At 72.8% G+C, this 24,061-nt stretch carries 27 protein-coding genes; 10 read left to right on the top strand and 17 right to left on the bottom strand.

Translation table 11 applies throughout. The annotated features are described in order from the left end of the window. Positions 1 to 149 precede the first annotated feature (149 nt). Positions 150 to 482: a histone-like nucleoid-structuring protein Lsr2 gene (locus TAE01_RS16895; protein ID WP_147067979.1), complete on the top strand. Its 333-nt coding sequence runs from the start codon at positions 150 to 152 to the stop codon at positions 480 to 482. An 83-nt stretch (positions 483 to 565) separates the two neighbouring features. Here TAE01_RS16895 and ligD (TAE01_RS16890) read toward each other — a convergent pair whose 3' ends face one another. Together ligD (TAE01_RS16890) and ligD (TAE01_RS16885) are read right to left on the bottom strand one after the other, a co-directional pair. Beyond that, a complete protein-coding gene (gene ligD, locus TAE01_RS16890) occupies positions 566 to 1,450 on the bottom strand; it encodes a non-homologous end-joining DNA ligase (RefSeq protein ID WP_147068000.1) in 885 nt (294 codons plus the stop codon). After that, the gene (ligD, locus tag TAE01_RS16885) at positions 1,450 to 2,409 is read right to left on the bottom strand and encodes a non-homologous end-joining DNA ligase (RefSeq protein WP_222594164.1); all 960 of its coding nucleotides are present in this window, start codon (positions 2,407 to 2,409) and stop codon (positions 1,450 to 1,452) included. Before ligD (TAE01_RS16885) ends, ligD (TAE01_RS16890) begins: the two co-directional genes overlap by 1 nt. Before the next feature lie 18 nt (positions 2,410 to 2,427). Between ligD (TAE01_RS16885) and ku the strand changes: the two genes are divergently transcribed. The 3 genes from ku to TAE01_RS16870 all read left to right on the top strand — a co-directional run bounded on the left by ku (position 2,428) and on the right by TAE01_RS16870 (position 5,556). Next, on the top strand, positions 2,428 to 3,423 hold the full coding sequence (gene ku / locus TAE01_RS16880; RefSeq protein WP_147067978.1) for a non-homologous end joining protein Ku: 996 nt from the start codon (positions 2,428 to 2,430) through the stop codon (positions 3,421 to 3,423). Positions 3,424 to 3,518: 95 nt separating this feature from the next. Beyond that, a complete protein-coding gene (locus tag TAE01_RS16875) occupies positions 3,519 to 4,745 on the top strand; it encodes an acetyl-CoA hydrolase/transferase family protein (RefSeq protein WP_147067977.1) in 1,227 nt (408 codons plus the stop codon). A 37-nt stretch (positions 4,746 to 4,782) separates the two neighbouring features. Further along, positions 4,783 to 5,556, top strand: a complete 774-nt coding sequence (locus TAE01_RS16870) for an SDR family oxidoreductase (protein WP_147067976.1) — start codon at positions 4,783 to 4,785, stop codon at positions 5,554 to 5,556. Between the two features lie 78 nt (positions 5,557 to 5,634). Here TAE01_RS16870 and TAE01_RS16865 read toward each other — a convergent pair whose 3' ends face one another. The 6 genes from TAE01_RS16865 to TAE01_RS20590 all read right to left on the bottom strand — a co-directional run bounded on the left by TAE01_RS16865 (position 5,635) and on the right by TAE01_RS20590 (position 10,998). Next, positions 5,635 to 6,432, bottom strand: coding sequence for a sugar phosphate isomerase/epimerase family protein (locus TAE01_RS16865; protein ID WP_147067975.1), 798 nt, complete (start codon positions 6,430 to 6,432; stop codon positions 5,635 to 5,637). An 87-nt stretch (positions 6,433 to 6,519) separates the two neighbouring features. Further along, positions 6,520 to 7,449 (bottom strand): Ppx/GppA phosphatase family protein, encoded by a 930-nt coding sequence (locus TAE01_RS16860; RefSeq protein WP_147067974.1) that lies wholly within the window; start codon positions 7,447 to 7,449, stop codon positions 6,520 to 6,522. Positions 7,450 to 7,488: 39 nt separating this feature from the next. Continuing rightward, positions 7,489 to 8,223: an ABC transporter permease gene (locus tag TAE01_RS16855; protein WP_147067973.1), complete on the bottom strand. Its 735-nt coding sequence runs from the start codon at positions 8,221 to 8,223 to the stop codon at positions 7,489 to 7,491. After that, positions 8,220 to 8,990: an ABC transporter ATP-binding protein gene (locus TAE01_RS16850; RefSeq protein WP_186815259.1), complete on the bottom strand. Its 771-nt coding sequence runs from the start codon at positions 8,988 to 8,990 to the stop codon at positions 8,220 to 8,222. The genes TAE01_RS16855 and TAE01_RS16850 overlap by 4 nt, the downstream gene beginning before the upstream one ends. 10 nt (positions 8,991 to 9,000) lie before the next feature. Further along, complete coding sequence (locus tag TAE01_RS16845; RefSeq protein WP_147067972.1) at positions 9,001 to 9,627, bottom strand: TetR/AcrR family transcriptional regulator; 627 nt, start codon at positions 9,625 to 9,627, stop codon at positions 9,001 to 9,003. Positions 9,628 to 9,636: 9 nt separating this feature from the next. After that, positions 9,637 to 10,998 (bottom strand): ankyrin repeat domain-containing protein, encoded by a 1,362-nt coding sequence (locus TAE01_RS20590; RefSeq protein ID WP_186815258.1) that lies wholly within the window; start codon positions 10,996 to 10,998, stop codon positions 9,637 to 9,639. A 253-nt stretch (positions 10,999 to 11,251) separates the two neighbouring features. Here TAE01_RS20590 and TAE01_RS16830 point away from each other — a divergent pair, with 253 nt between their 5' ends. Both TAE01_RS16830 and TAE01_RS16825 read left to right on the top strand, forming a co-directional pair. Beyond that, positions 11,252 to 12,052: a DUF3109 family protein gene (locus TAE01_RS16830; protein ID WP_147067969.1), complete on the top strand. Its 801-nt coding sequence runs from the start codon at positions 11,252 to 11,254 to the stop codon at positions 12,050 to 12,052. Positions 12,053 to 12,059: 7 nt separating this feature from the next. Further along, complete coding sequence (locus TAE01_RS16825; protein ID WP_147067968.1) at positions 12,060 to 12,749, top strand: class I SAM-dependent methyltransferase; 690 nt, start codon at positions 12,060 to 12,062, stop codon at positions 12,747 to 12,749. Positions 12,750 to 12,753: 4 nt separating this feature from the next. Here TAE01_RS16825 and nadC read toward each other — a convergent pair whose 3' ends face one another. From nadC to TAE01_RS16800, 5 genes are all read right to left on the bottom strand, one after another. After that, positions 12,754 to 13,638, bottom strand: coding sequence for a carboxylating nicotinate-nucleotide diphosphorylase (gene nadC, locus TAE01_RS16820; protein WP_147067967.1), 885 nt, complete (start codon positions 13,636 to 13,638; stop codon positions 12,754 to 12,756). Continuing rightward, positions 13,635 to 15,458 carry an L-aspartate oxidase gene (locus TAE01_RS16815; RefSeq protein ID WP_147067966.1) on the bottom strand — a complete coding sequence of 608 codons (1,824 nt, stop codon included), beginning with the start codon at positions 15,456 to 15,458 and terminating at the stop codon, positions 13,635 to 13,637. Before TAE01_RS16815 ends, nadC begins: the two co-directional genes overlap by 4 nt. 12 nt (positions 15,459 to 15,470) lie before the next feature. Then, entirely contained in the window at positions 15,471 to 15,965 is a 495-nt protein-coding gene (gene panD / locus TAE01_RS16810; RefSeq protein ID WP_246111413.1) for an aspartate 1-decarboxylase, read from the bottom strand. A gap of 65 nt (positions 15,966 to 16,030) precedes the next feature. Next, positions 16,031 to 16,957, bottom strand: a complete 927-nt coding sequence (gene panC / locus TAE01_RS16805; protein WP_246111415.1) for a pantoate--beta-alanine ligase — start codon at positions 16,955 to 16,957, stop codon at positions 16,031 to 16,033. Between the two features lie 20 nt (positions 16,958 to 16,977). Beyond that, on the bottom strand, positions 16,978 to 17,886 hold the full coding sequence (locus tag TAE01_RS16800) for a Rossmann-like and DUF2520 domain-containing protein (RefSeq protein ID WP_147067965.1): 909 nt from the start codon (positions 17,884 to 17,886) through the stop codon (positions 16,978 to 16,980). 23 nt (positions 17,887 to 17,909) lie between these two features. On the opposite strand from TAE01_RS16800, the gene TAE01_RS16795 reads away from it, so the two are divergent. The 4 genes from TAE01_RS16795 to TAE01_RS16780 all read left to right on the top strand — a co-directional run bounded on the left by TAE01_RS16795 (position 17,910) and on the right by TAE01_RS16780 (position 21,105). Next, a complete protein-coding gene (locus tag TAE01_RS16795) occupies positions 17,910 to 19,025 on the top strand; it encodes an SAM-dependent methyltransferase (RefSeq protein ID WP_246111412.1) in 1,116 nt (371 codons plus the stop codon). A gap of 5 nt (positions 19,026 to 19,030) precedes the next feature. Beyond that, a complete protein-coding gene (locus tag TAE01_RS16790; RefSeq protein WP_147067964.1) occupies positions 19,031 to 19,582 on the top strand; it encodes a copper resistance CopC family protein in 552 nt (183 codons plus the stop codon). Positions 19,583 to 19,765: 183 nt separating this feature from the next. After that, positions 19,766 to 20,869, top strand: coding sequence for an NADH-quinone oxidoreductase subunit D (locus tag TAE01_RS16785; protein WP_246111414.1), 1,104 nt, complete (start codon positions 19,766 to 19,768; stop codon positions 20,867 to 20,869). A gap of 8 nt (positions 20,870 to 20,877) precedes the next feature. Further along, positions 20,878 to 21,105 (top strand): hypothetical protein, encoded by a 228-nt coding sequence (locus TAE01_RS16780; RefSeq protein WP_147067963.1) that lies wholly within the window; start codon positions 20,878 to 20,880, stop codon positions 21,103 to 21,105. A 16-nt stretch (positions 21,106 to 21,121) separates the two neighbouring features. On the opposite strand, the gene TAE01_RS16775 is transcribed toward TAE01_RS16780, so the two are convergent. The 4 genes from TAE01_RS16775 to folE form a co-directional block, all read right to left on the bottom strand. Then, positions 21,122 to 21,595 (bottom strand): DUF3180 domain-containing protein, encoded by a 474-nt coding sequence (locus TAE01_RS16775; RefSeq protein ID WP_147067962.1) that lies wholly within the window; start codon positions 21,593 to 21,595, stop codon positions 21,122 to 21,124. Beyond that, on the bottom strand, positions 21,592 to 22,479 hold the full coding sequence (gene folK / locus TAE01_RS16770; RefSeq protein ID WP_147067961.1) for a 2-amino-4-hydroxy-6-hydroxymethyldihydropteridine diphosphokinase: 888 nt from the start codon (positions 22,477 to 22,479) through the stop codon (positions 21,592 to 21,594). Before folK ends, TAE01_RS16775 begins: the two co-directional genes overlap by 4 nt. Further along, positions 22,476 to 23,405, bottom strand: a complete 930-nt coding sequence (gene folP / locus TAE01_RS16765) for a dihydropteroate synthase (RefSeq protein WP_147067960.1) — start codon at positions 23,403 to 23,405, stop codon at positions 22,476 to 22,478. Before folP ends, folK begins: the two co-directional genes overlap by 4 nt. Positions 23,406 to 23,487: 82 nt before the next feature. Further along, a complete protein-coding gene (gene folE, locus TAE01_RS16760) occupies positions 23,488 to 24,060 on the bottom strand; it encodes a GTP cyclohydrolase I FolE (protein ID WP_147067959.1) in 573 nt (190 codons plus the stop codon). Position 24,061: the final 1 nt, after the last annotated feature.

Below are 24,061 nucleotides of genomic sequence, written 5' to 3'. Positions count from 1 at the left end.
GAGGTCACGATCCGACACCGGAAATATCGTCCGGGCGCCATTGTTTTGGATGGAAATGCATTCAGAGCCGCAGGGCGCTAAATTGATACTGCCCGCGGGTCACGCATTCGCGGATTACCCCTCCCACACCGAATTGCAGATGGAGAAAAATGGCTCAGCGTGTCGAAGTGGTGTTGATCGATGACATCGATGGTGGAGATGCCGCCGAAACGGTGACATTCGCCCTTGATGGCGTCACGTACGAAATCGACCTGTCCGACAAGAATGCCCGCAAGCTTCGCGACGACCTCGCGACGTGGACGGGACATGCCCGCCGCGCGGGCACGGCCAAGGCCTCGTCGCGTCGTCGTGCGGGTGCCGGTGCGGCGAAGCGCACCGACCTCGCGGCCGTGCGCGAGTGGGCCCGGGCCAACGGTCACGACGTCTCGGACCGCGGCCGCATCTCGGCCGACGTCCAGGCGGCCTACGACAAGGCGCACTGACCGAACCGGTCACGACCGACGAGAGGGCCCGGCACACCACAGGTGCCGGGCCCTCTCGCGCCCCCTACCCGGTGGCGCGCGGCTCAACCAGTGATCGCTGCGGCGAGATCGCCGTCGCGCGCGACGCGCTCGAGCACCTCGTCCGCGGTCAGCTGGGTCAGCTCGCCCCCGTCCGCTCCTGCCTCGATCTCGTCCCACGAGCGCGGTGCCGCGACGGTCGGGCTCTCGCGGCCGCGCAGGGAGTAGGGGCACACGGTGGTCTTGGCCGCGACGTTCTGGCTCCAGTCGAGGAAGATCTTGCCGGGCCGCAGCTCCTTGGCCATCTTCCACACGACGAGGTCGGGATGGGCCTTGGTCAGCTCCTGCGCGAGCTGCTGGACCGTGTCGCGGATCTCGTCGCTCGTGTGCGCTCCGGGCAGCGCGGCATACAGCTGGAGTCCCTTGCTGCCGCTCGTCACCGGAAGGGTGTCGAGGCCGATGCCGCCGAGCCGGTCGCGCACGATGAGCGCGACGCGGGCGCACTCGTGCAGGCCCGTGCCGGGCCCGGGGTCGAGGTCGATGACGAGCCGGTCGGGACCCCGCGCCTCCGCGTCGCGGCCCTCCCCCTCGTAGCGCCACTGGTGCACGTGCAGCTCGAGGGAGTTGAGGTTGGCGAAGTAGGTGAGCCCGGCGAGGTCGTCGATGAGGGGGAACACGGGGTCTCGTCCGGCTCTCCGGATCCACGACGGGGTGCCGGCGGGGATGTTCTTCTCGAAGAACTGCATGTCACCGACCCCGTGCGGGAAGCGGATTCGCGTGACGGCGCGGTCGCGCAGGTGCGGCAGCATCACCGGGGCGATGCGCGCGTAGTAGTCGAGCACCTGGGCCTTGGTCGTGCCGGTCCGGGGGTACATCACCTTCTCGAGGCTCGACAGCCTCATCCGTCGGCCGTCGACCTCGACGGTGACCTTGGTGGCCTCGTAGGGCATCATTCACCGTCCCCGTGGTCGTCGACGTCGCTGTCCACGTCGACGGCGGTGAGGTCACCGCGCAGGCCCTTGTATGCCGGTTGGCGCAGCTTGCCCTGCCCGCTGAGTCCCAGCGACTGCACGTCGGCGACGAGCACCGGGTGCACCCAGGTGGCACCGGACGAGTCTTCCGCGGGAACGTCGGTGGCAAAAGGGGATTCGGCCGATGTGAGGGACTCGAGGTCGCGCATCAGGGCCTGTCCGGTCTTGCCCGCGAGCCCCGACCCGACACGGCCGAGGTAGCGCAACCCGCCGGGGCCGGGGACGCCGACGAGCACCGCGCCGAGGCGGCGCGAGACGGTGCCGGTCGACTCCGGACGCCAGCCGCCGATGACGACCGAGACGGTGCCGCGGTGGGGCGACTTCAGCCAGTGCGGCGACCGGAGTCCGGGCACGTAGACCGAGTCCGTGCGCTTGGACACGATGCCCTCGAGGCCCTGCTCCTTGGTCGCGGCGTGCAGCGTCACGCCGTCGGAGAAGGTCGGGGGCGTCTGCCACCGGGGTGCGGCGAGCTCGAGTCGTTCGAGCGTCGCGCGGCGGTCGGTCCAGGCGCGCGACAGCAGCTCGACGCCGTAGAGGCGCAGCAGGTCGAAGGTCATGAGGGTGACGGGCGCGGCCTCGGCGAGCATCGCCGCCCGCCGGGCGTCGGTGACGTGGAAGCGCTCGGCCATCGCCGCGAACGACGGCACGCCGTCGCGCATCGAGACGATCTCGCCGTCGAGGAGCATGTCGGCGTACTCGTCGGCGAGCCCCCGCAGCTCGGGAAAGGCCACCGTGACGTCGCGTTCGGTGCGGGAGAAGAGGCGCAGCTCGCCGTCCACGACGTCTGCCAGCACCCGCATGCCGTCCCACTTCACCTCGTGCTGCCAGCGGTCGCCGACCGGAATGGTCGTCGTAGCCGTCGCGAGCATGGGGCGCATGGGTGCATTCTTGTTCCCATGCGAGCCATCTGGAAAGGCGCCGTGTCGTTCGGCCTCGTCAATGTGCCGGTCCGACTCTTCTCGGCGACGGAGAACCACGACGTGCAGTTCCGGCAGGTCCACGAGAAGGACGGCGGCCGCATCAAGTACCAGCGCGTCTGCTCCATCGACGGCGAGGAGGTGCCCTACTCCGACATCGCCAAGGGATACGAGGCCGCCGACGGCCAGATGGTCGTGCTGACCGACGAGGACCTCAAGAGCCTCCCGACGCGGTCGACGAAGGAGATCTCGATCGAGAAGTTCGTGCCCTCGGAGCAGATCGACCCGCTGCTCTTCGACAAGAGCTACTACCTCGAGCCGGACAAGACCGGTCTCAAGCCCTACGTCCTGCTCCGCGACGCCCTCGAGAAGGCCGACCGGATGGCGCTCGTCACCGTCTCGGTGCGCACCCGCATGACCCTGGCAGTGCTCCGGGTGCGCGACGGCGTCATCGTGCTCCAGACGCTGCTCTGGGCCGACGAGGTGCGCGCTCCCGAGTTCGAGTCGCTCTCGGAGGAGACGCACGCGACGGCCAAGGAGCTCGCCATGGCGAGCTCGCTCGTCGACTCCCTGTCAGGCGACTACGAGCCCGAGGAGTTCGAGGACGACTACGCCGAGGCGGTGACCCAGCTCGTCGCGACGAAGATCGAGGGCGGCGACATCACCGAGACGCCCGAGGCCAAGGGTGAGGAGACCGAGGTCGTCGACCTGCTCGCTGCCCTGCAGCGCAGCGTCGACAAGGCCAAGGCCGCCAGGACCGGCGGTGCGCCCGGTTCGTCCGGTTCGTCTGTTTCTGCCGGCTCGTCCGACGCCTCGGACGACGACTCCTCCGCCACGTCCGCCTCGAGGCCCGCCGCGAAGAAGGCGACGACGAAGTCCGCCGCGAAGAAGACGACGGCGACGAAGAAGACGGCGGTCAAGAAGACGACGGCCAAGGCCTCGACGAAGAAGGCAGCCACCAAGAAGGCCAGCTGACGAGAACCGGCGCCTCTCGCGGCCACGCCTCGCGACGTAGGTCACGTTGACGGCATACGCCCTCTTCCGGGCACCCGCTGCGCGAGGATGAAGGCGTGCGGACGGCGACGATCGACGAGCTCACCCAGCGCCTGCGGACACTTCCCGAGAACCCTCGAGTCGTCGTCAGCGGCAACATGGCCGTGCCGTGGGAGGCGGTGCGCGCGCTCGACGAGGCCCAGCCGACCTACGTGCTGCACGCGCTCAACGCACCGGCGGGACTGCCCACGCGCGAGGGCGTGACCGTCGAGACGTGCTTCGTCGGACCGGGGATGCGTCGTCACCCGCGGCTGCGCTACGTGCCCTCGCGCCTGTCCCTCGTCCCGCTCCTCTTCGCCCGCGCCCTGCCGCCCGACGCGGTGCTCCTGCACTGCGCGCCGCCGCGGCACGGCCAGGTGAGCATGGGCCTCGAGGTCAACGTGCTGCCGGCGGCGCTCGAGGCGTGCCGGGCGCGCGGCGGGCTCGTCGTCGCGGTGGTCAACCCGCAGATGCCCTACACGTTCGGCGACGCCGAGGTGCCCCTCGAGCAGATCGACCTCGTCGTCGAGGTCGACTCCCCGATGGCGTCGCACGCGGCCCTGCCGCCCGACCCCGAGAGCCAGGTCATCGGCGAGCGCGTCGCGGCCATGGTCAAGGACGGCGCGACGATGCAGCTCGGCATCGGAGCGGTGCCGGACGCGACCCTCGCGGGGCTCACGTCCCGACGCGGACTGCGCATGTGGACCGAGATGTTCTCCGACGGCGTCCTCGCCCTCGACGAGGCGGGCGCGCTCGACCCGGACCACCCGCTCGTCACGTCGTTCAGCTTCGGCTCGCCCGCCCTCTACGCGTGGCTCGACGGCAACCCGCGCGTCCGGATGATGCGCACCGAGAAGACGAACGACCCGGGCCTCATCGCCTCGCAGCGGCAGATGACCTCGGTCAACACGGCGCTCGAGGTCGACCTCTTCGGACAGGCCAACGCCTCACGCATCAGCGCCCGCATCCACTCCGGCTTCGGCGGCCAGACCGACTTCATCGTCGGTGCCCTGCACTCCCCCGGCGGCCAGTCGTTCATCGCACTGCGGTCGTGGCACCCGAAGGCGGACGTGTCGACGATCGTGCCGCTGCTCGACGAGCCCGTCACGAGCTTCCAGCAGAGCGCCATCGTCACGGAGCACGGCGTCGCTCCGCTCTGGGGCCGCAGCGAGAAGGACCAGTGCCGCGACATCATCGAGGAGTGCGCGCACCCGCGGGTCCGCGACGACCTGTGGGAGGAGGCGCACGGCCTCGGCCTCGCCTGACCGAGGGCGTATGCCGTCCGGCTCGTAGGGTGACCGCATGACCTCCGCCTCCCCCTCCTCGCCGGCCTCACCCTCCACCTCGACGGGTGGTGACCGGCCGGTCGCCGTCGTCACGGGCGGGACGCGGGGCATCGGGCTCGCCGTCGCCCGCGACCTCGCGGACACCCACCACCTCGTCATCGGGGGACGCAGTCCGGAGTCGGTGGCCGAGGTCGTCGCGTCGTTCCCGTCAGCCGAGGGGCTCGTCGCCGACCTCGCCGACTGCTCGGCCGGCGGGTCGCTCGCGAGCGCCCTGGATGCGCTCGTGCCCCGTCTGCACCGGGTCGACGTGCTCGTCCACTCGGCCGGAGTCCTGCGCAACGGCACCGTGGCCGAGTCCCCGGTCGGCGACTGGGCCGACTCGATGACCGTCAACGTCGTGGCGGTCGCCGCCGTGACCAGGGCCCTGCTGCCGGCGTTGCGCGCCGCCCACGGGCTCGTCATCACCGTCAACTCCGGGTCGGGCCTGACCGCGACGCCCGCCTCCGGCGCCTACTGCGCGTCGAAGTTCGCGCTCCGGGCGCTCAGCGACGCGTTGCGGCAGGAGGAGCGCGAGCACGGGGTCCGTGTCACGTCGCTGCACCCGGGCCGGGTCGACACCGACATGCAGCGCGAGCTCGTCGAGTTCGAGGGGGCGGAGTACGACGCCGGCGCCTACCTCGACGTGGCCTCGGTCGTGCGCGCCGCTCGCCTGGCCATCGACGCCGCCCCCGACGCGAGCGTCGACATGATCTCGGTCCGCCCCCGCGGCTGGCGCCCCACCACCGCCTGACCCCGGCAACACACCGAGCAGGTGCCGGCCCACCGGGATCGGATGCCGGTGAGTTGCGACCTGCTCGGTGTGTTGCGGTCAGATGCGGCTGGCTCCGCGGGTCGGGACGAGCGCGAGCCGGGCGAAGGCCAGCGCCTCGGCGAGGTCGACCTCACGCTGCTCGCGGCCGACCTTGCGGGTCGAGACCTCGACGACGACGTCACCCTGCCAGCCGCTGTCGGCCACGTGCTCGAGCACGGCCGCGCACGGCTGCCCGCCACGGCCCGGGACGAGGTGCTCGTCGAGGAACGACCCCAGCCCGTCGGCGAGGTGCAGGTGCGCGAGACGGTCACCGAGGGCCTGGGCCATCGCCAGCGCGTCCGAGCCGGCGGTCGCCGTGTGCGACAGGTCGAGGGTGACGTTGGCGTAGGGCTGGCCCACCGGGTCCCAGTGCGGGAGGTAGGCCATGACCTCGCGCCGTGCTGTGCGCCACGGGTACATGTTCTCCACCGCGAGCCTGATCCCCGACTCCTGCTCGCGGAGCGCGACCCCGTCGACGAACCCCGCGGCATACTCCCGCTGCCAGCGGAACGGCGGGTGCAGCACGACGGTGCCTGCGCCGACCTCCAGCGCGAGGTCGATGGAGCGGTCGACCTTGCCCCACCGGTCGGTGCCCCAGACCCGCTGGGTCAGCAGCAGCGTCGGCGCGTGCACCGAGACGATCGGCAGGCCGTGCAGCTCGGACAACGCCCGCAGCGCGCCGGCCTCCCGTGTGACGGGGTCGGTCCAGACCATGACCTCGATCGCGTCGTAACCGAGCCGCGCCGCGGTGGCGAAGGCCGTCGCCGCGTTGTCGGGATAGAGCGAGGCGGTCGAGAGGCCGACCCGGATGGTCATGCGGCCATTGTGCGCCACCGCCGGGCGCGTCCCACGGGGCGGGTCACGGGGCAGGTCACGGCGTGGTCGCCGGCGACCGGGCCGCCCTCACGACGTGAGGTGGTCGAGGCGCCGGAGGATGAGGCCCTCGCGCAGCGCCCAGGGGCAGATGTCGAGCTGCTCGACCTGGAGCAGGTCGAGGGCGGCCTCGGCGACGAGCGCCCCGGCATACAGCTGGCGGGCGCGGCCCTCGGAGACCCCGGGCAGGTGCGCACGCGCCGCTGCGTCGAGCGGTCCGACCCGTGCGACGATCCGGCGCAGGTCGTCGCGAGTCAGGGTGCGCGGCACGAAGGGACCGTCGGCACGGGGCGCCGCGCCGGCGATCCGGGCCAGCGACCGCATCGTCTTGGACGTGCCGACGGCCCGGTCCGGCGCCCCGGCCGTCAGCAGGGGTCGGACCCGCTCGGCGAGCGTGGTGCGCACGAACGAGCGGAGCTCGCGCGCGGCGGCCTCGGTGGGCGGGTCGTCGGGCAGGTGCTCACGGGTGAGGCGTCCGGCGCCGAGCGGCAGGCTGAGTGCGACGTCCGGCTCCTCGTCGAGGCCGGCCGCGAGCTCGAGCGACCCCCCGCCGATGTCGACGACGAGCAGGCGGCCGCTCGACCACCCGAACCAGCGACGCACCGCGAGGAAGGTCATGCGTGCCTCGTCCGAGCCGCTGAGGGCCTCGAGCTCGACGCCGGTCTCGGCACGCACCCGCTCGATGACGGCCTCGCCGTTGGGCGACTCGCGCAGCGCCGAGGTCGCGAAGGCGAAGAGGTCGCCGACGCCCTGGTCCTCGGCCACCGCGAGGCACTCGTGGATGAAGGCGACGAGTCGGTCGGCCGTGACGTCGCTGACGCGTCCGTCGACCCCGAGGCTCTCCGACAGCCGCAGCTCGGTCTTGTGCGAGAACGCCGGGAGCGGCTGCGCGCCGGGGTGGGCGTCGACGACGAGGAGGTGGACCGTGTTGGACCCGATGTCGATGACGCCCAGGCGCATGCGTTCACCCTAGTGGCGCCCCGTCGGTGACGTATGCCGTCAGGCCGAGCGGCGGCTCAGCGTGAGCGAGGCGAGGGCGAGCGCACCGGCGATGAAGGCCGCGACGACGCCGAGGTCGCCGAGCACGGCGGTCACGGGGTCGGCGTTGCTCGCGATCTCCTTCATCGCGTCGACGGCGTAGGACAGCGGGAGGACGTTGCTCACCCACTCGAGCACCGTCGGCAGCTGGTCCCGGGGCACGAGCAGACCACACAGCAGGAACTGGGGCAGCAGGAACGCGGGCATGAACTGCACGGCCTGGAACTCGGTGCGCGCGAAGCCGCTCGCGAGGAGCCCGAGCGCCGTGCCGAGGACGGCGTCGAAGACGGCGACCACGACGAGGAGCCACAGCGGCCCGGCCACGTCCAGACCGCACACCCACACGGCGAATCCCGTTGCGATCAGGGCCTGCACGGTGGAGAGCGCACCGAACGCGGCGGCATACCCCATCATGAAGTCGCCCTTGCCCATCGGCGTCGTCAGGAGGCGCTCGAGCGTGCCGGTCTGGCGTTCGCGAAGGGTGGCGACGGAGGTGACGATGAACATGACGATCATCGGGAAGACGCCGAGCAGGGCGGGCCCGATCGCGTCGAAGACCGGTGTGCCGTCGTAGATCCAGGCGAGCAGCCCGAGCAGGACGCACGGCACGACGATGATGAGCGCGATGGTGCGACGGTCGGTGCGCACCTGGCGCAGCACGCGCCCCGAGGTGGCGACGGTGAGCGCGGCGTTCATGACGCGCTCCTCTCACCGGAGCCGGCAGTCCTGGCCGTCTCGGCGTCGATGAGCGCGAGGAAGGCGGCGTCGGCGTCGACGGCACCGGTCTGCTGGAGCAGCTCGGCGGGTGTGACGTCGGCGAGCACCCTCCCCTCGCGGAGCAGGACGAGGCGGTCGCAGCGGGTCGCCTCGTCCATGACGTGGCTCGACACGACGAGCGAGTGGCCGCGGTCGGCGAGGTGCCGGAAGAGGTCCCAGAGGTCGCGGCGCAGCACCGGGTCGAGTCCCACGGTCGGCTCGTCGAGCACGAGCAGGCTCGGCCGCCCGACGAGCGCCGCAGCGAGGGAGACGCGCGACTCCTGGCCTCCGGAGAGGTCCTGGACGAGCTGGTCGGCGTAGGACGTGAGGTCGACCTCGGCCAGGGTGCGGTCGACGGCCTCACGCAGCTCGGCGCCCCTCAGTCCGACGGCTCGGCCGAAGTAGGTGACGTTGTCGCGCACGCTGAGGTCGGCGTAGACGCTGGGGCTCTGGGTGACGTAGCCGACGCGGTCGCGCAGCACGGCCGAGCCCGCGGGGTGGCCGAGCACCGTCACGGTGCCCGACTCGACGACCTGGACGCCGACGATGCAGCGCATGAGCGTGGACTTGCCCGAGCCGGAGGGGCCGAGCAGGCCGACGACCTGGCCGCCGGGGATCTCGAGGTCGAGGCCCGGGATGACCCGACGCCTGCCGCGCACGACCTGCAGGCCGCTCACGGCGACCGCCGGACCACTGTTATTCATCATGTGATGAAATCTACTCCGGTGCGACCGAACCGTCCACCAGGTAGCCCTGCAGGACCGGGCCGAGCCGGTCGACGAGCTCGTCGCGGCTCGCGTCGACCAGGCCCGGGACGCGCACGACGTAGCGCGCGATGACCACCCCGATCATCTGCGAGGCCGCCAGCGCGCCGCGCAGCTGCGCGTCCTCCGCGCCCGCCGAGGCCGCCAGCCGCCCGAAGACCTCGCGCCCGAGGAACTCGCGCAGCATCCGCGCCGCCTCGTCGCTCGTCATCGCCGAGCGCACGAGGGCGACAAGGGCCTCGCGGCGCTCGGGGGGCTCCCAGACCGTCAGGAACGTCTCGACGAGCCGCCGCCCCAGCCCTTCCCGACCGCCGTCGAGCACGTGCTCGATGAGCTCGGCGGGGTTGACCGGCACGGCCATCGTCTCGGCGAAGAGCGCCGCCTTGCCGTCGAAGTAGTGGTGCACGAGCGCCGGGTCGACCCCGGCGTCACGGGCGATGCCGCGCAGGCTCGACTTGTCGTAACCCTTGGCAGCAAAGGACTTCCGGGCCGAGCTGACGATGGCCGCCCGCGTGTCGACGCCACCCGGGCGGCGCCCCCGCCCCTTCGGCGTCGGCTCGCTGCTGGCCCTCGGCGTCATGGGCCCACGCTAGCCCTCGCCGTCGGGGACTCCTCGCGTATGCCGTGTGGTGACCTCACGCAGCACCGCCGCGGCGCCGTCGGCGCGGGCCCAGACCGCCCAGTCGTAGGGCCGAGTGCCGTGCACGTCGTCGCGCGCCTCCGGGTCGGCCCCGTCCGCCAGCAGCAGACGCACCTGCTCGACGTCGTCCATGAACGCCGCCTGGTGCAGGGCGGTCCTGCCCCGAGGCACTCGTGGACGCGGCAGCCCCTCCAGCACCGCGGCGTCGGCCACGCCGTGGTCGACGAGCAGGGCGAGGCGGTCGGTGAGGCCGTGGTCCCGGGCCCAGTCGACCTGCCGGGCGATCATCTCCGCGATCGTCTCGGCGGGCTCGCCCGTGCGACGGGCCCAGACCTCGGAGGAGGGACGGCCCAGGCCGTGCGCGAGGAGCAGCTCGAGATGGCTGTCGTCGCGCCCGAACATCCGGTTGTAGAGCGCCTGCCGGTCATTGGGGTCGGCGCCGCGCTCGAGGAGCAGCTCGGCGAGTGCCCGCCACTGCGGGTGCCGGGGCTGGCGACCCGGCCCCATCTCGCCCTCCCCGAACACGCCGGTCAGGGCCGTGAACGCGGTGGGCAGCCCCTGCCAGAGGTAGCCGCTGTCGGGGTCGGCACCGGCATCGAGCGGGACGCGCGCGGAGCCGACGGCGTCGACCTGCGGCAGCCGTGAGTAGACGAGGTAGAGCAGCGGTGGCCACCGGAACGGCCCACCCTCCCGGGTCGCAGCTCCGCGGTCTGCGGTGACGTGCGCCCGGACGGCGCGCGCGTCGCCGGCCGCTGCTGCGACGAAGACGTCGCGGTCGACGAGACCCGGTTCGTGCGCGAGCAGCCGCGCGGACCGGATCCAGCGGTCGGGATCGTCGCGGTCGGTGTAGGTCAGGCAGGCGAGCGCCGCTACGAGAGCGGCGGGAGAGGCGAGAGAGGCGGACTCGCCGATCCCGGCGCCGTGAGCATCGTCGGCCTCGTCGGCCTCGTCGGCCTCGTCGGTCTCGTCGGTCTCGTCGGCCTCGTCGGCCTCGTCGGCCTCGTCGGCCTCGTCGGTCTCGTCGGCCTCCTCGGACGCCGGGTCGAGGGCAGCAGGGTCGCGGCTCAGGTCGGCCGCCGCAGCGAGGTACGCACGCAGCCGCGGCCAGCTCGCGAACCCGAGGCGACGCGCCACGACGAGCTGGGCATCTGACAGGGCAAAGGTCGTGGCGTCGGCAGGAGCACCCTCTGGATGGTGCCGCTCGACGTCGCCGACCGCACGTGGCCGGCCGGAGCGGACGGCCCGCTGGAGCCGGCGCGCCTCGCGGCGCAGGTGCTCGAGGTCGGGGTTGGCGGGCAGGGACAGGGCCATGACGGCCTCCTCTCGTCGTGCCCGCGTGCGCTCATCGGGCCGAAAGGAGGTCGGACCGCGTGCTGTTCCGCCCCAGGGAGGCTGAGCCCCTTCCCGCGCACCGGAGGCGACCTGGACGCCACCGCCAGCGTACGCCCGCGGGCCGGTGGGAGGCAGGACACGGCATACGCGATCGGGTTCACGCCGCCGACGCGCCATCCACGGGGTGGGCGTCGTCGACGCGGTGGAATCCTCGGCGGCATAGGGTGAGTCGGTGGCCGAAGCACCTCTGGACCTCCCCCGCGTCTGGGTCGAGTTCGCCGACCCCGCCGACAGCAACCAGCGCTACCGCTGCGACCTCACGTGGCTGACGAGCAGCTGGACGTGCATCTTCGGCAGCGGCTGCCAGGGCATCTACGCCGGGCGGCCCGACGACGGGTGCTGCACGCTCGGAGCGCACTTCACGGACAAGGACGACTGGAAGCGGGTCGAGAAGGCCGTCGCGGAGCTCGGCGAGGACGAGTGGGAGTACCACTCCGTCGGCCGCGCCACCGGCAGCAAGGACGACTGGACCGAGAAGGAGGACGGCGCGCGCAAGACGAAGGTCGTCGACGGTGCCTGCATCTTCCTCAACCGTCCCGGCTTCCCCGCGGGCGCCGGCTGCGCGCTGCACCAGCACGCCGTCCTGACCGGGGTCGAGCCGCACACGCTCAAGCCCGACGTCTGCTGGCAGCTGCCGATCCGGCGCACCTTCCGCACCGTCGAGCTGCCCGACGACACGAGCTACCTCGAGGTGACGATCACCGAGTACGACCGTCGCGGGTGGGGTCCCGGTGGCCACGACCTCGACTGGTACTGCTCGGGCAACTCCGAGGCGCACGTCGGCCGCGAGCCGGTCTACCGCTCCAACGCGCCCGAGCTGACCGAGCTCATGGGGCCGCTGGCCTACGCCGAGCTGGCGATCCGCGCCGAGGCGCACCTCGCCCAGGTCAAGGCCGTCCGCGCCCGCGGCGTGCGCAAGCTGCTCCCGCTGCTCGTGCACCCCGCCACGATCGAGGCGCAGCGCGGGAAGTGAGCCGACGATGAGCGAGATCATCCCGTCCCCCAACATCTGGGAGACGCCCGACGTCTACGAGGTCGAGAACCGCGGCGTCGACCGCGCCCACGTCATCGAGGACGCGATGCGCGCCGTGCTCGACTGGTCAGGACGCGACGTCCTCGACGTCGGGTGCGGCACCGGCTACCACCTGCCGTTCTTCGCCCGCGACGCCCGTTCGGTCCTCGGTGTCGAGCCGCACCCGCCACTGGCTTCGCTTGCGGCACAACGCATCTCGGGTATGCCGTCCGTCTCGGTCCGCGAGGACGGCGCAGATGCGATCGGAGTGCCCGACGACTCGTTCGACGTCGCGCACGCGCGGTGGGCCTACTTCTTCGGACCAGGATGCGAGCCGGGGCTGGCCGAGCTCGACCGCGTCATGCGACCAGGTGGGGCGGCGTTCGTCATCGACAACGACGCGACCCGGTCGACGTTCGGCCAGTGGTTCCGGCGGGCGCTGCCCTCCTACGACCCGCGCGCCGTCGAGCGCTTCTGGCAGCGACAGGGCTGGGAGCGCGAGCAGCTCGACATCCGTTGGGAGTTCGACTCGCGCGAGGACTTCGAGGCCGTCGTCGGGATCGAGTTCGCGCCGGAGCACGCCGACCTCATCCTCGCCGAGCACCCCGACGCGACGGGCGTCGACTACGCCGTCAACCTCTGGCACCGCCGCTTCTGACCCGTCAGTCGGTGAGGTCGAGGGCGATGTCGACGATGGGTGAGCTGTGCGTCAGGCCACCGACCGAGACGTAGTCGACGCCCGTGCCGGCATACTCGCGGACCACCTCCAGGGTCAGGCCGCCGGTGGCCTCGATCTCGACGGGTTCGCCTGCGGCGCGGAGCAGCTCGACGGTCCGGCCGAGCACGTCGACCGTCATGTTGTCGCACATGATGAAGCGCGCGCCGGCCTCGTAGGCCTCCTGCGCCTCGGCCGGTGTCGTCACCTCGACCTGGACGTCGACGTCGGGGAACCGGTCGCGCACGAGCGCATATGCCGCCGCCACCGAGCCGGCCGCGAGCTTGTGGTTGTCCTTGATCATCGCGACGTCGTAGAGGCCCATGCGCTTGTTCGTGCCGCCGCCGCAGCGCACGGCGTACTTCTCGAGCCAGCGCAGGCCGGGTGTCGTCTTGCGCGTGTCGAGGACCATCGTCCGAGTGCCCTCGAGCGCGTCCGCCCAGCGCCGCGTGTGCGTCGCCACGCCCGACAGCCTGCTCAGGATGTTGAGGATCGTCCGCTCGGCCACGAGGATCACCTGCGTCGGGCCGGTGAGCCGCGCGATGACGTCGCCGCGCTCGAGCCGGGCACCGTCGCCGCTCACGACCTCGACCGTCGGCACGTCGCCGCCGACCTCCTGAGCGACCGCGGCGAGGACGAGGGCGATGACCGGCACGCCCGCGACGACGCCGGGCGCCCGCGCGACGATCTCGGCCGTGCGCGTCTGGTCGGCGGGGATCGTCGCCAGGGTCGTCACGTCGACGCCCTCCGGGCCGAGGTCCTCGCGCAGCGCCACCGCGACGAGCTCCTGCGCCCACTCGTGCGGGAACCCGCTCAGGCCGTCGCCACTCACTGCTTCTCCTTCGTCCCAGCCGGTTGCGTATGCCGTCCAGCGTGTCCCGTGGTCACCGTGCCGTCCACGCGGTCCTCGTCGAGCACGTCCAGCGGCACCGAGCCGTCGAGGTCGAGACCGACGAGGTTGGCCCGTGGCACGGGCACCACCGTCGCCTCCAGCACCCCCGAAGCGGCGCGCTCAAGGTGCACGTGGTGCAGGAAGTGCGCGTCGTCACGGGCCGGGAAGTCCTCGCGCACGTGACCGCCACGGGTCTCGTCACGCAACGCGGCGGCATACGTCAGCGCGCGTCCGAGGTGGAGCAGGTTGGTCGTCTCCCAGCTCTTGGGACCGCCCTGCTTGTCGGCCGCGTCGGTGACGGCCCGGGCTGCGAGGGCGGCGAGGGTCTCCTGCGTCGCGGCGAGCGAGCCGGCCGAGCGCACCGTGCCGGAGCCCGCCGTCATGGCGCGCTGGACGTCGAGGCGCCGCTTGCCGCGGATCAGCTCGGGCTCACCCTCCGCCGCGACGGGCGTCGCCTCGGGCAGCTCACCCGCAGCGAGGCGGGCCGTGAGGTCGTCGGCGATGCGGCGGGCGAAGACGAGCCCCTCGAGGAGGGAGTTGGAGGCGAGGCGGTTGGCGCCGTGCACCCCGGTGCACGAGGTCTCGCCGCACGCGTAGAGGCCCTCGAGCGAGGAGCGGCCGCGCAGGTCGGTGCGCACCCCGCCGCTCGCGTAGTGCTGGGCCGGTGCGACGGGCAGCAGCTGCGTGGCCGGGTCGAACCCGAGCTCGCGACAGCGCTGGACGATCGACGGGAAGCGCTGCTCGAGGAACTCGGCGCCGAGGTGGCGGCAGTCGAGGTAGACGTGGTCGGTGCCGGTCTCGCGCATGCGGGCGATGATGGCCCGGGCCACGACGTCGCGCGGCGCGAGGTCGGCCAGCGGGTGCTGGCCCTGCATGAACCGCTCCCCCGCCTCGTCGACGAGGAAGGCGCCCTCGCCACGGACCGCCTCGGAAATGAGCGGCTGCTGGCCCCGTGAGCCCTCGCCGAGCCACAGCACCGTCGGGTGGAACTGGACGAACTCGAGGTCGGCGAGCACGGCGCCGGCCCGCAGCGCGGCGGCCATCCCGTCGCCGGTCGCGACGGACGGGTTGGTGGTCGAGGCGTAGATCTGGCCGAGTCCACCGGTGGCGAGCACGACGGCCCGTGCGTGCGCGGCCCCGACGCCGTCGACCTGCCCCTCCCCGATGACGTGGAGGGTCACGCCGCAGACGCGCTGGTCGGCGTCGGTCAGCAGGTCGACGACGAGGGCGTGCTCGATGACCTCGATGCCCGGGTCGTCGCGCACCCGGTCGAGGGCTGCGATGAGGGCGCGGCTGATCTCGCGCCCGGTGGCGTCACCGCCGGCGTGCAGGATGCGGTCGCGGTGGTGGCCGCCCTCACGGGTCAGCGACAGGCCGCCGCTGTCGCCGCGGTCGAACTCCGCCCCGAGGGCGATGAGGTCCCAGACCGCGTCGGTGCCCTCGCGCACGAGCGCCTCGACGGCGTCGACGTCGCAGAGGCCGACGCCCGCGACGAGCGTGTCGTGGATGTGCTCGGCGGGGCTGTCCTCCGGTGACATGACCGCCGCGATGCCGCCCTGCGCCCAGGCGGTCGAGCCCTCGTCGAGCACCGTCTTCGTCACGAGCAGCACGCGGTCGACGCGACGCCGCAGCCGGAGCGCGGTCGTGAGGCCGGCGACGCCGGAGCCCACGACGATGACGTCGGCGGTGGCCGTCCAGCCCGGTGCGGGGGCACGCAACCGCCGGGGGACGGTCACGTCGGGTAGCCCGCTCTGCGGCATACGCCTGGCCTCTCAGTCCTGGTGGTCGTGCTGGTGTTCGTGCTGGTGTTCGTGCTGGTGTTCGTGCTGGTGGTCGTGCTGGTAGTCGTGGTGGCGCTCCGTGACGGCGGAGGTCAGGAGACCGAACCCGTCGGGCACATCCCCTGCATCGTGCCCCACCTCGACCGTCCGGTTGTGCTCGTCGACGAAGACGACCCTCGGCTCGAAGGTGCGCGCCTCGGCATCGTCCATCGCGGCGTAGGCGATGATGATGACCGTGTCACCCGGCGAGATGAGCCGCGCGGCCGCGCCGTTGATGCACACGATGCCGGTGCCGCGCTCGCCCTCGATGGCGTAGGTCGTGAGGCGGTTGCCGTTGTCGACGTCGACGACGTCGACCTGCTGACCGGGCCAGAGGTCGGCGGCGTCGAGCAGGTCGCGGTCGATCGTCAGCGAGCCGACGTAGTGCAAGTCGGCCTGCGTCACCCTGGCCCGGTGGATCTTCGAGTGGAGCATGAAACGCTGCACGGTGCTGTTCCTTCGTGCGTCGGAGAGCGTGGACGGCTCAGTGGGACAAGGGCGCCCGGCGGCGATCAGGCTTGGGTGAACGTCTCGAGCGCACCGCCGCCGGGGCCCACGAGGACGGGCAGGTTGTCGATGAGACGGGTCGTGCCGACTCGGCCCGCCACCGCGAGCAGGGCCTCTCCGCGGTACCACTCCGGCACGTCCTCGAGCGTGTCCGGGTGGACGAGCACGAGGTAGTCGACGAGGGCGAGCGGCTCGCGCACGAGCACGGCGCGGGCGGCGCGGCGGACCGCCGACGGGCCCTCCGGGGCGGCCTCGGCGCCGGCGCGCAGGGCGGCCGAGAGGCACAGGGCCGTCTCACGGTCGGAGGCGGTGAGGTAGGTGTTGCGGCTCGACATCGCCAGGCCGTCGGGCTCGCGCACGGTGGGCACCGCGACGACGCGCACGGGGAAGTCGAGGTCGCGGCACATGCGGCGGATGAGGAGCAGCTGCTGGGCGTCCTTCTGCCCGAAGTAGGCCGCGCTGCACCGGGTCAGGTGCATGAGCTTGCCGACGACGGTGAGCATGCCGTCGAAGTGCCCGGGGCGGGCCTGCCCCTCGAGGACGTCGCCGAGCGGTCCCGCGGACACCCGCACCCCGGGGTCGCCGTCCGGGTAGATGACGTCCGGTGTCGGCGCGAAGACGAGGTCGACCCCGGCGGCCGTGCAGATCTCGAGGTCGGCGTCGAAGGTGCGCGGGTAGCGCGAGAGGTCCTCCTTGGGCCCGAACTGCAGCGGGTTGAGGAAGATCGTCACGACGACGTGGCGGTGGGCCTGGCGCGCCTGGTGGATGAGCGTCGCGTGGCCCTCGTGCAGGGCGCCCATCGTCATGACGACGGCGACGTCACCGTCGTCGAGCGCCGACCGCGCCTCACGCAGCTCGTCGCGGGTGCGCGCCACCACGGGCGTCGCGGGCGGCGTCGCGGGCGGGGTCGCTGGCCGGGTCGGCGGCGTCAGGGCCGGCGCGGTGGTGTCAGTCACGGTTGGTCCTCCTCGTGCGCGAGCAGCTCGAGCAGCGGGTCGGCGTCGGAGGCGCGAAGGCGTCCGCTGAGCAGTGCCCGCTGCGCCGTCGCGCGGGCCAGGGCGAGGTAGGTCGGGCGGATGTCCGGGGCGACCTTGCGCAGCAGCGCGACGTGCCCGGCAACGGTACCGGCATCGCCACGGGCGACCGGACCGGTGAGGGCTGCGTCACCCCGCTGGAGCGTGTTGGCGAGCGCGGCCGACAGCAGCGGCTCGAGGACGCGGGCCGGGTCCTCCACGCCTGCCTCGCCGAGCAGCTGCATCGACTGCGCGACGAGGGTGACGAGGTGGTTCGACCCGTGGGCGAGGGCCGCGTGGTAGGTGACGCGGTCCTCCTCGGCGATCCACACCGGGTCGCCGCCCATCTCGATGACGAGCGCCTCGGCGAGGGGACGGGCCAGGTCGACCGTGGTGACGCCGAAGCAGCAGTCGTGCAGGCGCTCGAGGTCGAGCGAGGTACCCGTGAACGTCATGGCCGGGTGGATCGCGAGCGGCACGATGTCGCTGTCAGCGGCAGCCTCGAAGACCGAGATCCCGTGGGCTCCGGACGTGTGCAGGACGAGCTGCCCCGGGGTGAAGGTCCCGGTGGCACTGAGCCCGGCGACGAGGTCGGCGAGCGCGTCGTCGGGCACCGCCAGCACCACGAGGTGGGCGCCGGCCACGACGTCCGGGATCGGCTTGACGGGGACGCCCGGCAGGAGGGTCGCCGCGCGCTCGAGGCTCTGCTCGCTGACGGCGGAGACGCCCGTCACGACGTGTCCGGCGCGGGCCAGAGCGGCTCCGAGGACGGCTCCGACGCGCCCGGCGCCGACGACGCCGACGTCGAAGCGCGCGGGACGCTCGTGCGGGGTGCTCACCCACGGCACGCTATCGCCTACAGTCGGCGGACGTGGATCCCGTTCCCTGGCGCGACGCGTGGCACGAGGGGCTGTATGCCGTGGGCCACGGTTTCTACGTCACCCGCGGTGGTCCGGCCGCGCACTTCACGACCGCCGCGCACGGTCCCACCGGGGCCGTGCTCGCCCGCGCTCTCCTCGCGCTCCCCGACCGTCCGGTCCGTGTCGTCGTCGACGTCGGGGCCGGGCGCGGCGAGCTCGCGACCCACCTCGTCGAGGCCCTCGCGTCGTCGTCGGCCGGTGCGGCAGCTCCGCCATCCGTCGACTCGGCCCTGTCACCCGACGGCGCGCGTGCCGAAGTGCCCACTCGACGTGGGGAGGTGCCCACTCGACGTGGGGAGGTGCCCACTCGACGTGGGGAGGCCGGGGCCGGGGTCGCGGCAGGCACTCGCGTGGTGGCGGTGGACGTCGTCGACCGGCCCGAGGGGCTCGACGACCGGGTCGAGTGGATCCGCTCCCCCGGCGGCTCCGGCCTGCCGCCGGAGCTGACCGGGCTGCGTGACGCCCTCGTCATCGCCCACGAGTGGCTCGACGTCGTGCCCTGCACCGTGGCCGAGGTCGACGCCGACGGCACCGCCCGCGAGGTCCTCGTCGACCCCACGACCGGCGCGGAGTCGCTCGGCGCACCGCTCGGGGCAGCCGACCACCGGTGGGCGACCGCCCACTGGCCCACGACCGCTCCCGGCGACCGCCTCGAGATCGGCCGTTCCCGTGACGAGGCCTGGGCCGACCTCGTCTCGCGCGTCGACTCCGGCACGCTCGTCGCCGTGGACTACGGCCACACGGCGGCGTCACGGCCGTCCGCGGGCACGCTCACGGCATACGCGGGCGGGCGGCTCACGGTGCCCGTGCCCGACGGCTCGTGCGACGTCACGGCCCACGTCGCGATGGACACCCTCGACGCGGACGACGTGCGCACCCAGCGCGAGGCGCTCCGGGCACTGGGGCTGACCGGCGCCACGCCCCCGCACGCGCTGGCGAGCACCGACCCGCTCGCCTACGTCGCTGCCCTGGGCCGCGCCGGTGCCGAGGCCCGGCTGCTCGACCGCGACGGTTTCGGTGGCTTCTGGTGGGCGGTGAAACGCGTCCGGGGGCACGACGTAGCCTGAACGGCATGCGTCGTCTCGCCTCAGCGCTGCTCGCCCTCGGACTCCTCGTGGCCCTGCCGTCCACGGCCTTCGCCCACGACGTGCTCGAACGGACCGACCCCGCCGACGGCACCACCGTCGCGAAGCTGCCCGGGTCGGTGGTGCTCACCTTCGCCGAGGCGCCGCTGGCGATCGGCGCCCAGGTCGTCGTGACCGGCCCCTCGGGGACCGCCTCGTCCGGTGCCCCGACGATCTCCGGCCGCGAGGTCACGCAGGCGATCGCGCCCACGGCGCCCGGTGGCGACTACACGGTGTCGTACCGCGTCACCTCCGACGACGGGCATCCCGTCACCGGCACGTTCTCGTTCCACGCGACGGTCGGGCTCGACGGGTCGACGGCCACGGCGGGCGCCACGGTCCACGTCAGGCCCGTCTCCGCCACCGACGACGGCCAGGGTTCGCTGCTCGTGCCGATCCTGCTCACCATCGTCGGGACCGTCGTGCTCCTCGGGGTCGGTGGCTTCCTCCTCCTGCGCGGCCGCGAGGCCGACCGGTCCGGGTCCGCAAGCGGTCGGTGACGGGCACGAGCGTGCGCACGGCATACTCGGGCGCATGAGCCACGTAGGGTCGACTCCGTGAGCAGCCCGACGGACACCCCGCCCGTGGGTGGCGCCCCCGGCGACGACGGCGCCGGCCCGGGCGCGCGGCAGGGGCGGGAGCTCACCGTCGGCATCGGTGCGGGTGGTCTCGCGACCGCCGACATGGTGCTCAACATCGGCCCGCAGCACCCCGCGACGCACGGCGTCCTCCGGCTGCGCATCGTCGTCGACGGCGAGCGCATCGTCAGCGCCGAGCCGATCGTCGGCTACATGCACCGCGGCGCCGAGAAGCTCTTCGAGGTGCGCGACTACCGCCAGATCATCGTCCTGGCCAACCGCCACGACTGGCTCAGCGCCTTCTCCAACGAGCTCGGCGTCGTGCTCGGCGTCGAGCAGATGCTCGGCATGGAGGTGCCCGAGCGGGCCGTCTGGGCGCGCACCGCCCTCGCCGAGCTCAACCGCGTGCTCAACCACCTGATGTTCCTCGGCAGCTACCCGCTCGAGCTCGGCGCCATCACGCCCGTGTTCCACGCGTTCCGCGAGCGCGAGGAGCTCCAGGCCGTCATGGAGGAGGTCTCGGGCGGCCGCATGCACTACATGTTCAACCGCGTCGGCGGGCTCAAGGAGGACCTCCCCGCCGGCTGGATGGGGCGCGTCGACAAGGCGATCGCCAACGTGCGCAAGCGACTTCCCGACCTCGAGCGACTCATCGTCGGCAACGAGATCCTCGAGGCACGCACGCGGGGGGTCGGCGTCCTGTCGCGGGCCATGGTCGAGGCCTACGGCGTCTCGGGCCCCATCGCGCGCGCCAGCGGCCTCGACGTCGACCTGCGCCGCGACGCGCCCTACCTCGCCTACGGCGAGCTCTTCGGCGACAGGGGTCCCGGCCGCGTCGTGACCCGCACGGCCGGCGACTGCCTCGCGCGCCTCGAGGTGCTGCTGGAGCAGGTGCACGTCTCGCTCGACCTCGCACAGGCCTGCCTCGACCGGCTGGTCCAGCTGCCGCAGGGCCCGATCAACGTCAAGCTGCCCAAGGTGCTCAAGGTGCCCGAGGGCGAGATCTACTGCGCCACCGAGAATCCCTTGGGCTTCAACGGCTACTACCTCGTCTCGCGCGGCGAGAAGACGCCGTGGCGGCTCAAGCTGCGCTCGGCGTCGTTCAACAACGTCTCGGTGCTGAGCGAGATGCTCCCGGGCCAGCTCATCGCCGACATGGTCGCGATCCTCGGCTCGATGTTCTTCGTCGTCGGGGACGTCGACAAGTGATGGGTCGTATGCCGTCTGCCCGGCCCACGCGCGCGACCGTGGTGCGTGCCGTGGCCGTCGCCGTCATCACGGCCACGATCACCGTCGCCGCGGCCTGCTCCGACGAGGACACCGTCGACACGATCCCGCCGCCGTGGCCGGTCCGCACGACGACTCCCGACGGTCCGCCCCAGCCGCCGACGGTTACGACGAAGCCCGCGCCCACCTCGACGGTCACCGTCGCCGGCACCACCTGACGCGCCGCTCGACCCGTCAGGCCTGGGGTTGGTCCTCGTCGTCGCGCGGTCGCAGCCGGCACCAGGCCTGAACGACCATGCCGGCGACGGCGAGCAGCAGCGCCACGACGGCATGGAGCGCGAACAGCCAGATGCGGCTGCGCTGCGAGTCGACGTCACCGTCGGGCAGCAGGACGAGGGCGTTCGCGGCATACCACCCGACGAGCACCGCACCGGTGAGCGCCCCCGCCTGGCCCAGCACGAGCGTCCGGGCGGCGCGCAGCGGCGTCACCGCGGGGTCGGGCCGGCCGTCGCGGACCCGGCGCACCCGCCAACCGGCGAGGACCAGCCCGGCGCCGAGGACGAGCATGGCCACCGCCCCGATCCACCCGGGATCGGGCACGGGGCTGCCGCCCGAGGCCATCCAGCGCAGCACGAGCCAGGCGACCACGGTCATGGCCAGTCCCGCGAGCACGAGCGTCGTGACGCGGATGCCGGAGTGTGGTCTCACTGCTGCTCCCATCGGGGACCGGGTCGCACGCCCGATCGGTCGAGGTCGGCCAGCAGGTCGACCACCGGACGGAGGCCGTCGCGTCCGCCCGCAACGCGCAGGCTCGCCCGGGGGTCGGCGTCGGTCCACGGCACGAGGACGAAGGCCCGCTCGTGCGCACGGGGGTGCGGCAGCAGCAGCGCGGGATCGTCGCTGACGACCTCGCGCGAGCTGCCGGGCGTGCCGTACTGGATGAGGTCGAGGTCGAGCGTCCTTGCGCCCCAACGCACCTCGCGGGTACGGCCGTGCTCGGCCTCGATGGCGTGCAGCGCCGCGAGCAGCTCCGCCGGCGCAGAGGTGGCGCGGCCCACGGCCACGGCGTTGAGGTACGGCGGCTGCTCGGGCCCACCCACGGGGTCGGTCTCGACGATCGCCGACACCGCCGTGACGGTGAGACCGGGCAGGTCACGCAGCGCCCGGACGGCGGCGCCGAGCGTCTGCCCGCGGTCGCCGAGGTTCGAACCGAGCGCGATCGTCACGTGCGCGGCGTTGGTGCGCTCGAGGCGCACCTGCACGTCGGTGAAGGGATGCCCGACGGGCGCCTCGGGCTTGTGCACGACGACCTCGACGGACTCGACGAGGTCGTGGCGCAGCACGTCGTCGGCGATGACCTCGGCGAGCCGCTCGATGAGGTCGAAGGACGGTCCGGTGATGCGGGCGACGACGTCGGCGGCGACCTCCGCGTAGTTGACGGTGGCCGTCAGGGCGTCGGTGCGCCCGGCGCGCTCGAGGTCGCACGCCATCGTCACGTCGACGAGGAAGGTCTGGCCGTCGCGCTTCTCGACGTCGAGCACGCCGTGGTTGCCGCGGGCCGAGACGCCCTGCAGGACGATGCGGTCGGTCATCGGCCGAGGTCCTCGAGCGCGTCGAGGTCCTCGATATCCTCGAGGTCCTCGGGGGCGTGCTCGAGCGCGGCCTGGACGACGGTGAGTGCGCGCACGGTCGAGGCGACGTCGTGGACCCGCACGCACCACAGGCCGGCCATGGCCGCCATGACCGAGGTCGCGGTGGTCTCGACGTCCCGCTCGGCGGGTGGGCGCGGCTCGGCGCCCTCGGGCCGGCCGAGCCGGCCGAGGAAGGTCTTGCGCGAGGCACCGAGCAGGACGGGCAGGCCGAGCTCGTGCAGCGCGGGCAGCGCCGCCATGAGCGCCCAGTTGTGGTCGGCGTTCTTGGCGAAGCCCAGACCCGGGTCGAGCACGAGGAGGTCCTCGTCGATGCCACCCTCGAGGAGGGCGTCCCGGCGCTGCGCCAGCTCACGCACGACGTCCTCGACGACGTCGTCGTAGACCGCGAGCGACTGCATCCCGGTGCTGTGCCCGCGCCAGTGCATGGCCACGAACGCGAGCCGGTTGGCGGCGACCCAGGGCACCATCTCGGCATCGGCGAGCCCGCCGGAGACGTCGTTGACGATGGTGGCGCCGGCATCGACCGCGGCGCGCGCGACCGAGGCACGCATCGTGTCGACGGACACGACGGCGCCCTCCGCCGCGAGGGCGGTCACGACGGGCAGCACGCGACGCAGCTCCTCCTCGACGGACGGGCGCTCGGCGCCGGGCCTCGTCGACTCACCGCCCACGTCGACGATGTCGGCACCGGCCGCCACCACCTCACGGCCGTGGGCGATCGCCGCCTCCTGCTCGAACCACTGCCCACCGTCGGAGAAGGAGTCGGGCGTGACGTTGACGACGCCCATGACGAGGGTGCGGTCACGGACCGCCAGGAGCTCGGTCGCGTCGGGCGTGGGCCGGTGGTGGGGAGCAGGCGCAGTCATGGGCGCCATTGTGTCGCGGGTCGGTGCGCCGGCGGAGCGGTGCGGGTCGGACAGGTGAGGGTCGTGGAGGGAGGACCGACGGTCACTTGTTGCCCTCGAGCATCAGCGCCATGGCCTCTGCTCGAGTGGCCGGGTCGCGCAGCTGGCCGCGCACCGCCGAGGTGATGGTGCTCGCGCCCGGCTTGCGGATGCCGCGCATCGACATGCACAGGTGCTCGGCCTGGACGACGACGATGACGCCCTGCACGTCGAGGTGCTCGACGAGCGCGTCGGCGATCTGGGTCGTGAGGCGCTCCTGCACCTGAGGGCGCCGGGCGAAGACCTCGACGAGCCGCGCGAGCTTGGACAGCCCCGTGACGCGCCCGTCCTTGCTCGGGATGTAGCCGACGTGCGCCACCCCGTGGAAGGGCACGAGGTGGTGCTCGCACGTGCTGTAGAGCTCGATGTCCCGCACGATGACGAGCTCCTGGTGGTCGATCTCGAACGTCGTGCCGAGCACGTCGGCGGCCGTCATGTCGAGGCCGGCGTAGATCTCGGCGAACGAGCGGGCCACCCGGCCCGGGGTGTCGAGGAGGCCCTCACGGTCGGGGTCCTCGCCGATGGCGAGCAGGAGCTCGCGCACGGCCGCCTCGGCACGCGGCTGGTCGATCGCCACA

Source organism: Terrabacter aerolatus (assembly GCF_007991735.1).
GTDB lineage: Bacteria > Actinomycetota > Actinomycetes > Actinomycetales > Dermatophilaceae > Terrabacter > Terrabacter aerolatus.
This window is presented reverse-complemented; position numbering and strand designations above follow the sequence as displayed.

What these genes read in the sequence shown, in the direction of transcription:
- TAE01_RS16895 (WP_147067979.1), top strand. Translation starts at nt 150, where the DNA reads ATGGCTCAGCGTGTCGAAGTGGTGTTGATCGATGACATCGATGGTGGA.
- ligD (WP_147068000.1), bottom strand. Translation starts at nt 1,450, where the DNA reads ATGCCCTACGAGGCCACCAAGGTCACCGTCGAGGTCGACGGCCGACGG.
- ligD (WP_222594164.1), bottom strand. Translation starts at nt 2,409, where the DNA reads ATGCGCCCCATGCTCGCGACGGCTACGACGACCATTCCGGTCGGCGAC.
- ku (WP_147067978.1), top strand. Translation starts at nt 2,428, where the DNA reads ATGCGAGCCATCTGGAAAGGCGCCGTGTCGTTCGGCCTCGTCAATGTG.
- TAE01_RS16870 (WP_147067976.1), top strand. Translation starts at nt 4,783, where the DNA reads ATGACCTCCGCCTCCCCCTCCTCGCCGGCCTCACCCTCCACCTCGACG.
- TAE01_RS16865 (WP_147067975.1), bottom strand. Translation starts at nt 6,432, where the DNA reads ATGACCATCCGGGTCGGCCTCTCGACCGCCTCGCTCTATCCCGACAAC.
- TAE01_RS16860 (WP_147067974.1), bottom strand. Translation starts at nt 7,449, where the DNA reads ATGCGCCTGGGCGTCATCGACATCGGGTCCAACACGGTCCACCTCCTC.
- TAE01_RS16855 (WP_147067973.1), bottom strand. Translation starts at nt 8,223, where the DNA reads ATGAACGCCGCGCTCACCGTCGCCACCTCGGGGCGCGTGCTGCGCCAG.
- TAE01_RS16850 (WP_186815259.1), bottom strand. Translation starts at nt 8,990, where the DNA reads ATGATGAATAACAGTGGTCCGGCGGTCGCCGTGAGCGGCCTGCAGGTC.
- TAE01_RS16845 (WP_147067972.1), bottom strand. Translation starts at nt 9,627, where the DNA reads ATGACGCCGAGGGCCAGCAGCGAGCCGACGCCGAAGGGGCGGGGGCGC.
- TAE01_RS20590 (WP_186815258.1), bottom strand. Translation starts at nt 10,998, where the DNA reads ATGGCCCTGTCCCTGCCCGCCAACCCCGACCTCGAGCACCTGCGCCGC.
- TAE01_RS16825 (WP_147067968.1), top strand. Translation starts at nt 12,060, where the DNA reads ATGAGCGAGATCATCCCGTCCCCCAACATCTGGGAGACGCCCGACGTC.
- TAE01_RS16815 (WP_147067966.1), bottom strand. Translation starts at nt 15,458, where the DNA reads ATGCCGCAGAGCGGGCTACCCGACGTGACCGTCCCCCGGCGGTTGCGT.
- TAE01_RS16790 (WP_147067964.1), top strand. Translation starts at nt 19,031, where the DNA reads ATGCGTCGTCTCGCCTCAGCGCTGCTCGCCCTCGGACTCCTCGTGGCC.
- TAE01_RS16785 (WP_246111414.1), top strand. Translation starts at nt 19,766, where the DNA reads ATGGTGCTCAACATCGGCCCGCAGCACCCCGCGACGCACGGCGTCCTC.
- TAE01_RS16780 (WP_147067963.1), top strand. Translation starts at nt 20,878, where the DNA reads ATGCCGTCTGCCCGGCCCACGCGCGCGACCGTGGTGCGTGCCGTGGCC.
- folK (WP_147067961.1), bottom strand. Translation starts at nt 22,479, where the DNA reads ATGACCGACCGCATCGTCCTGCAGGGCGTCTCGGCCCGCGGCAACCAC.
- folP (WP_147067960.1), bottom strand. Translation starts at nt 23,405, where the DNA reads ATGACTGCGCCTGCTCCCCACCACCGGCCCACGCCCGACGCGACCGAG.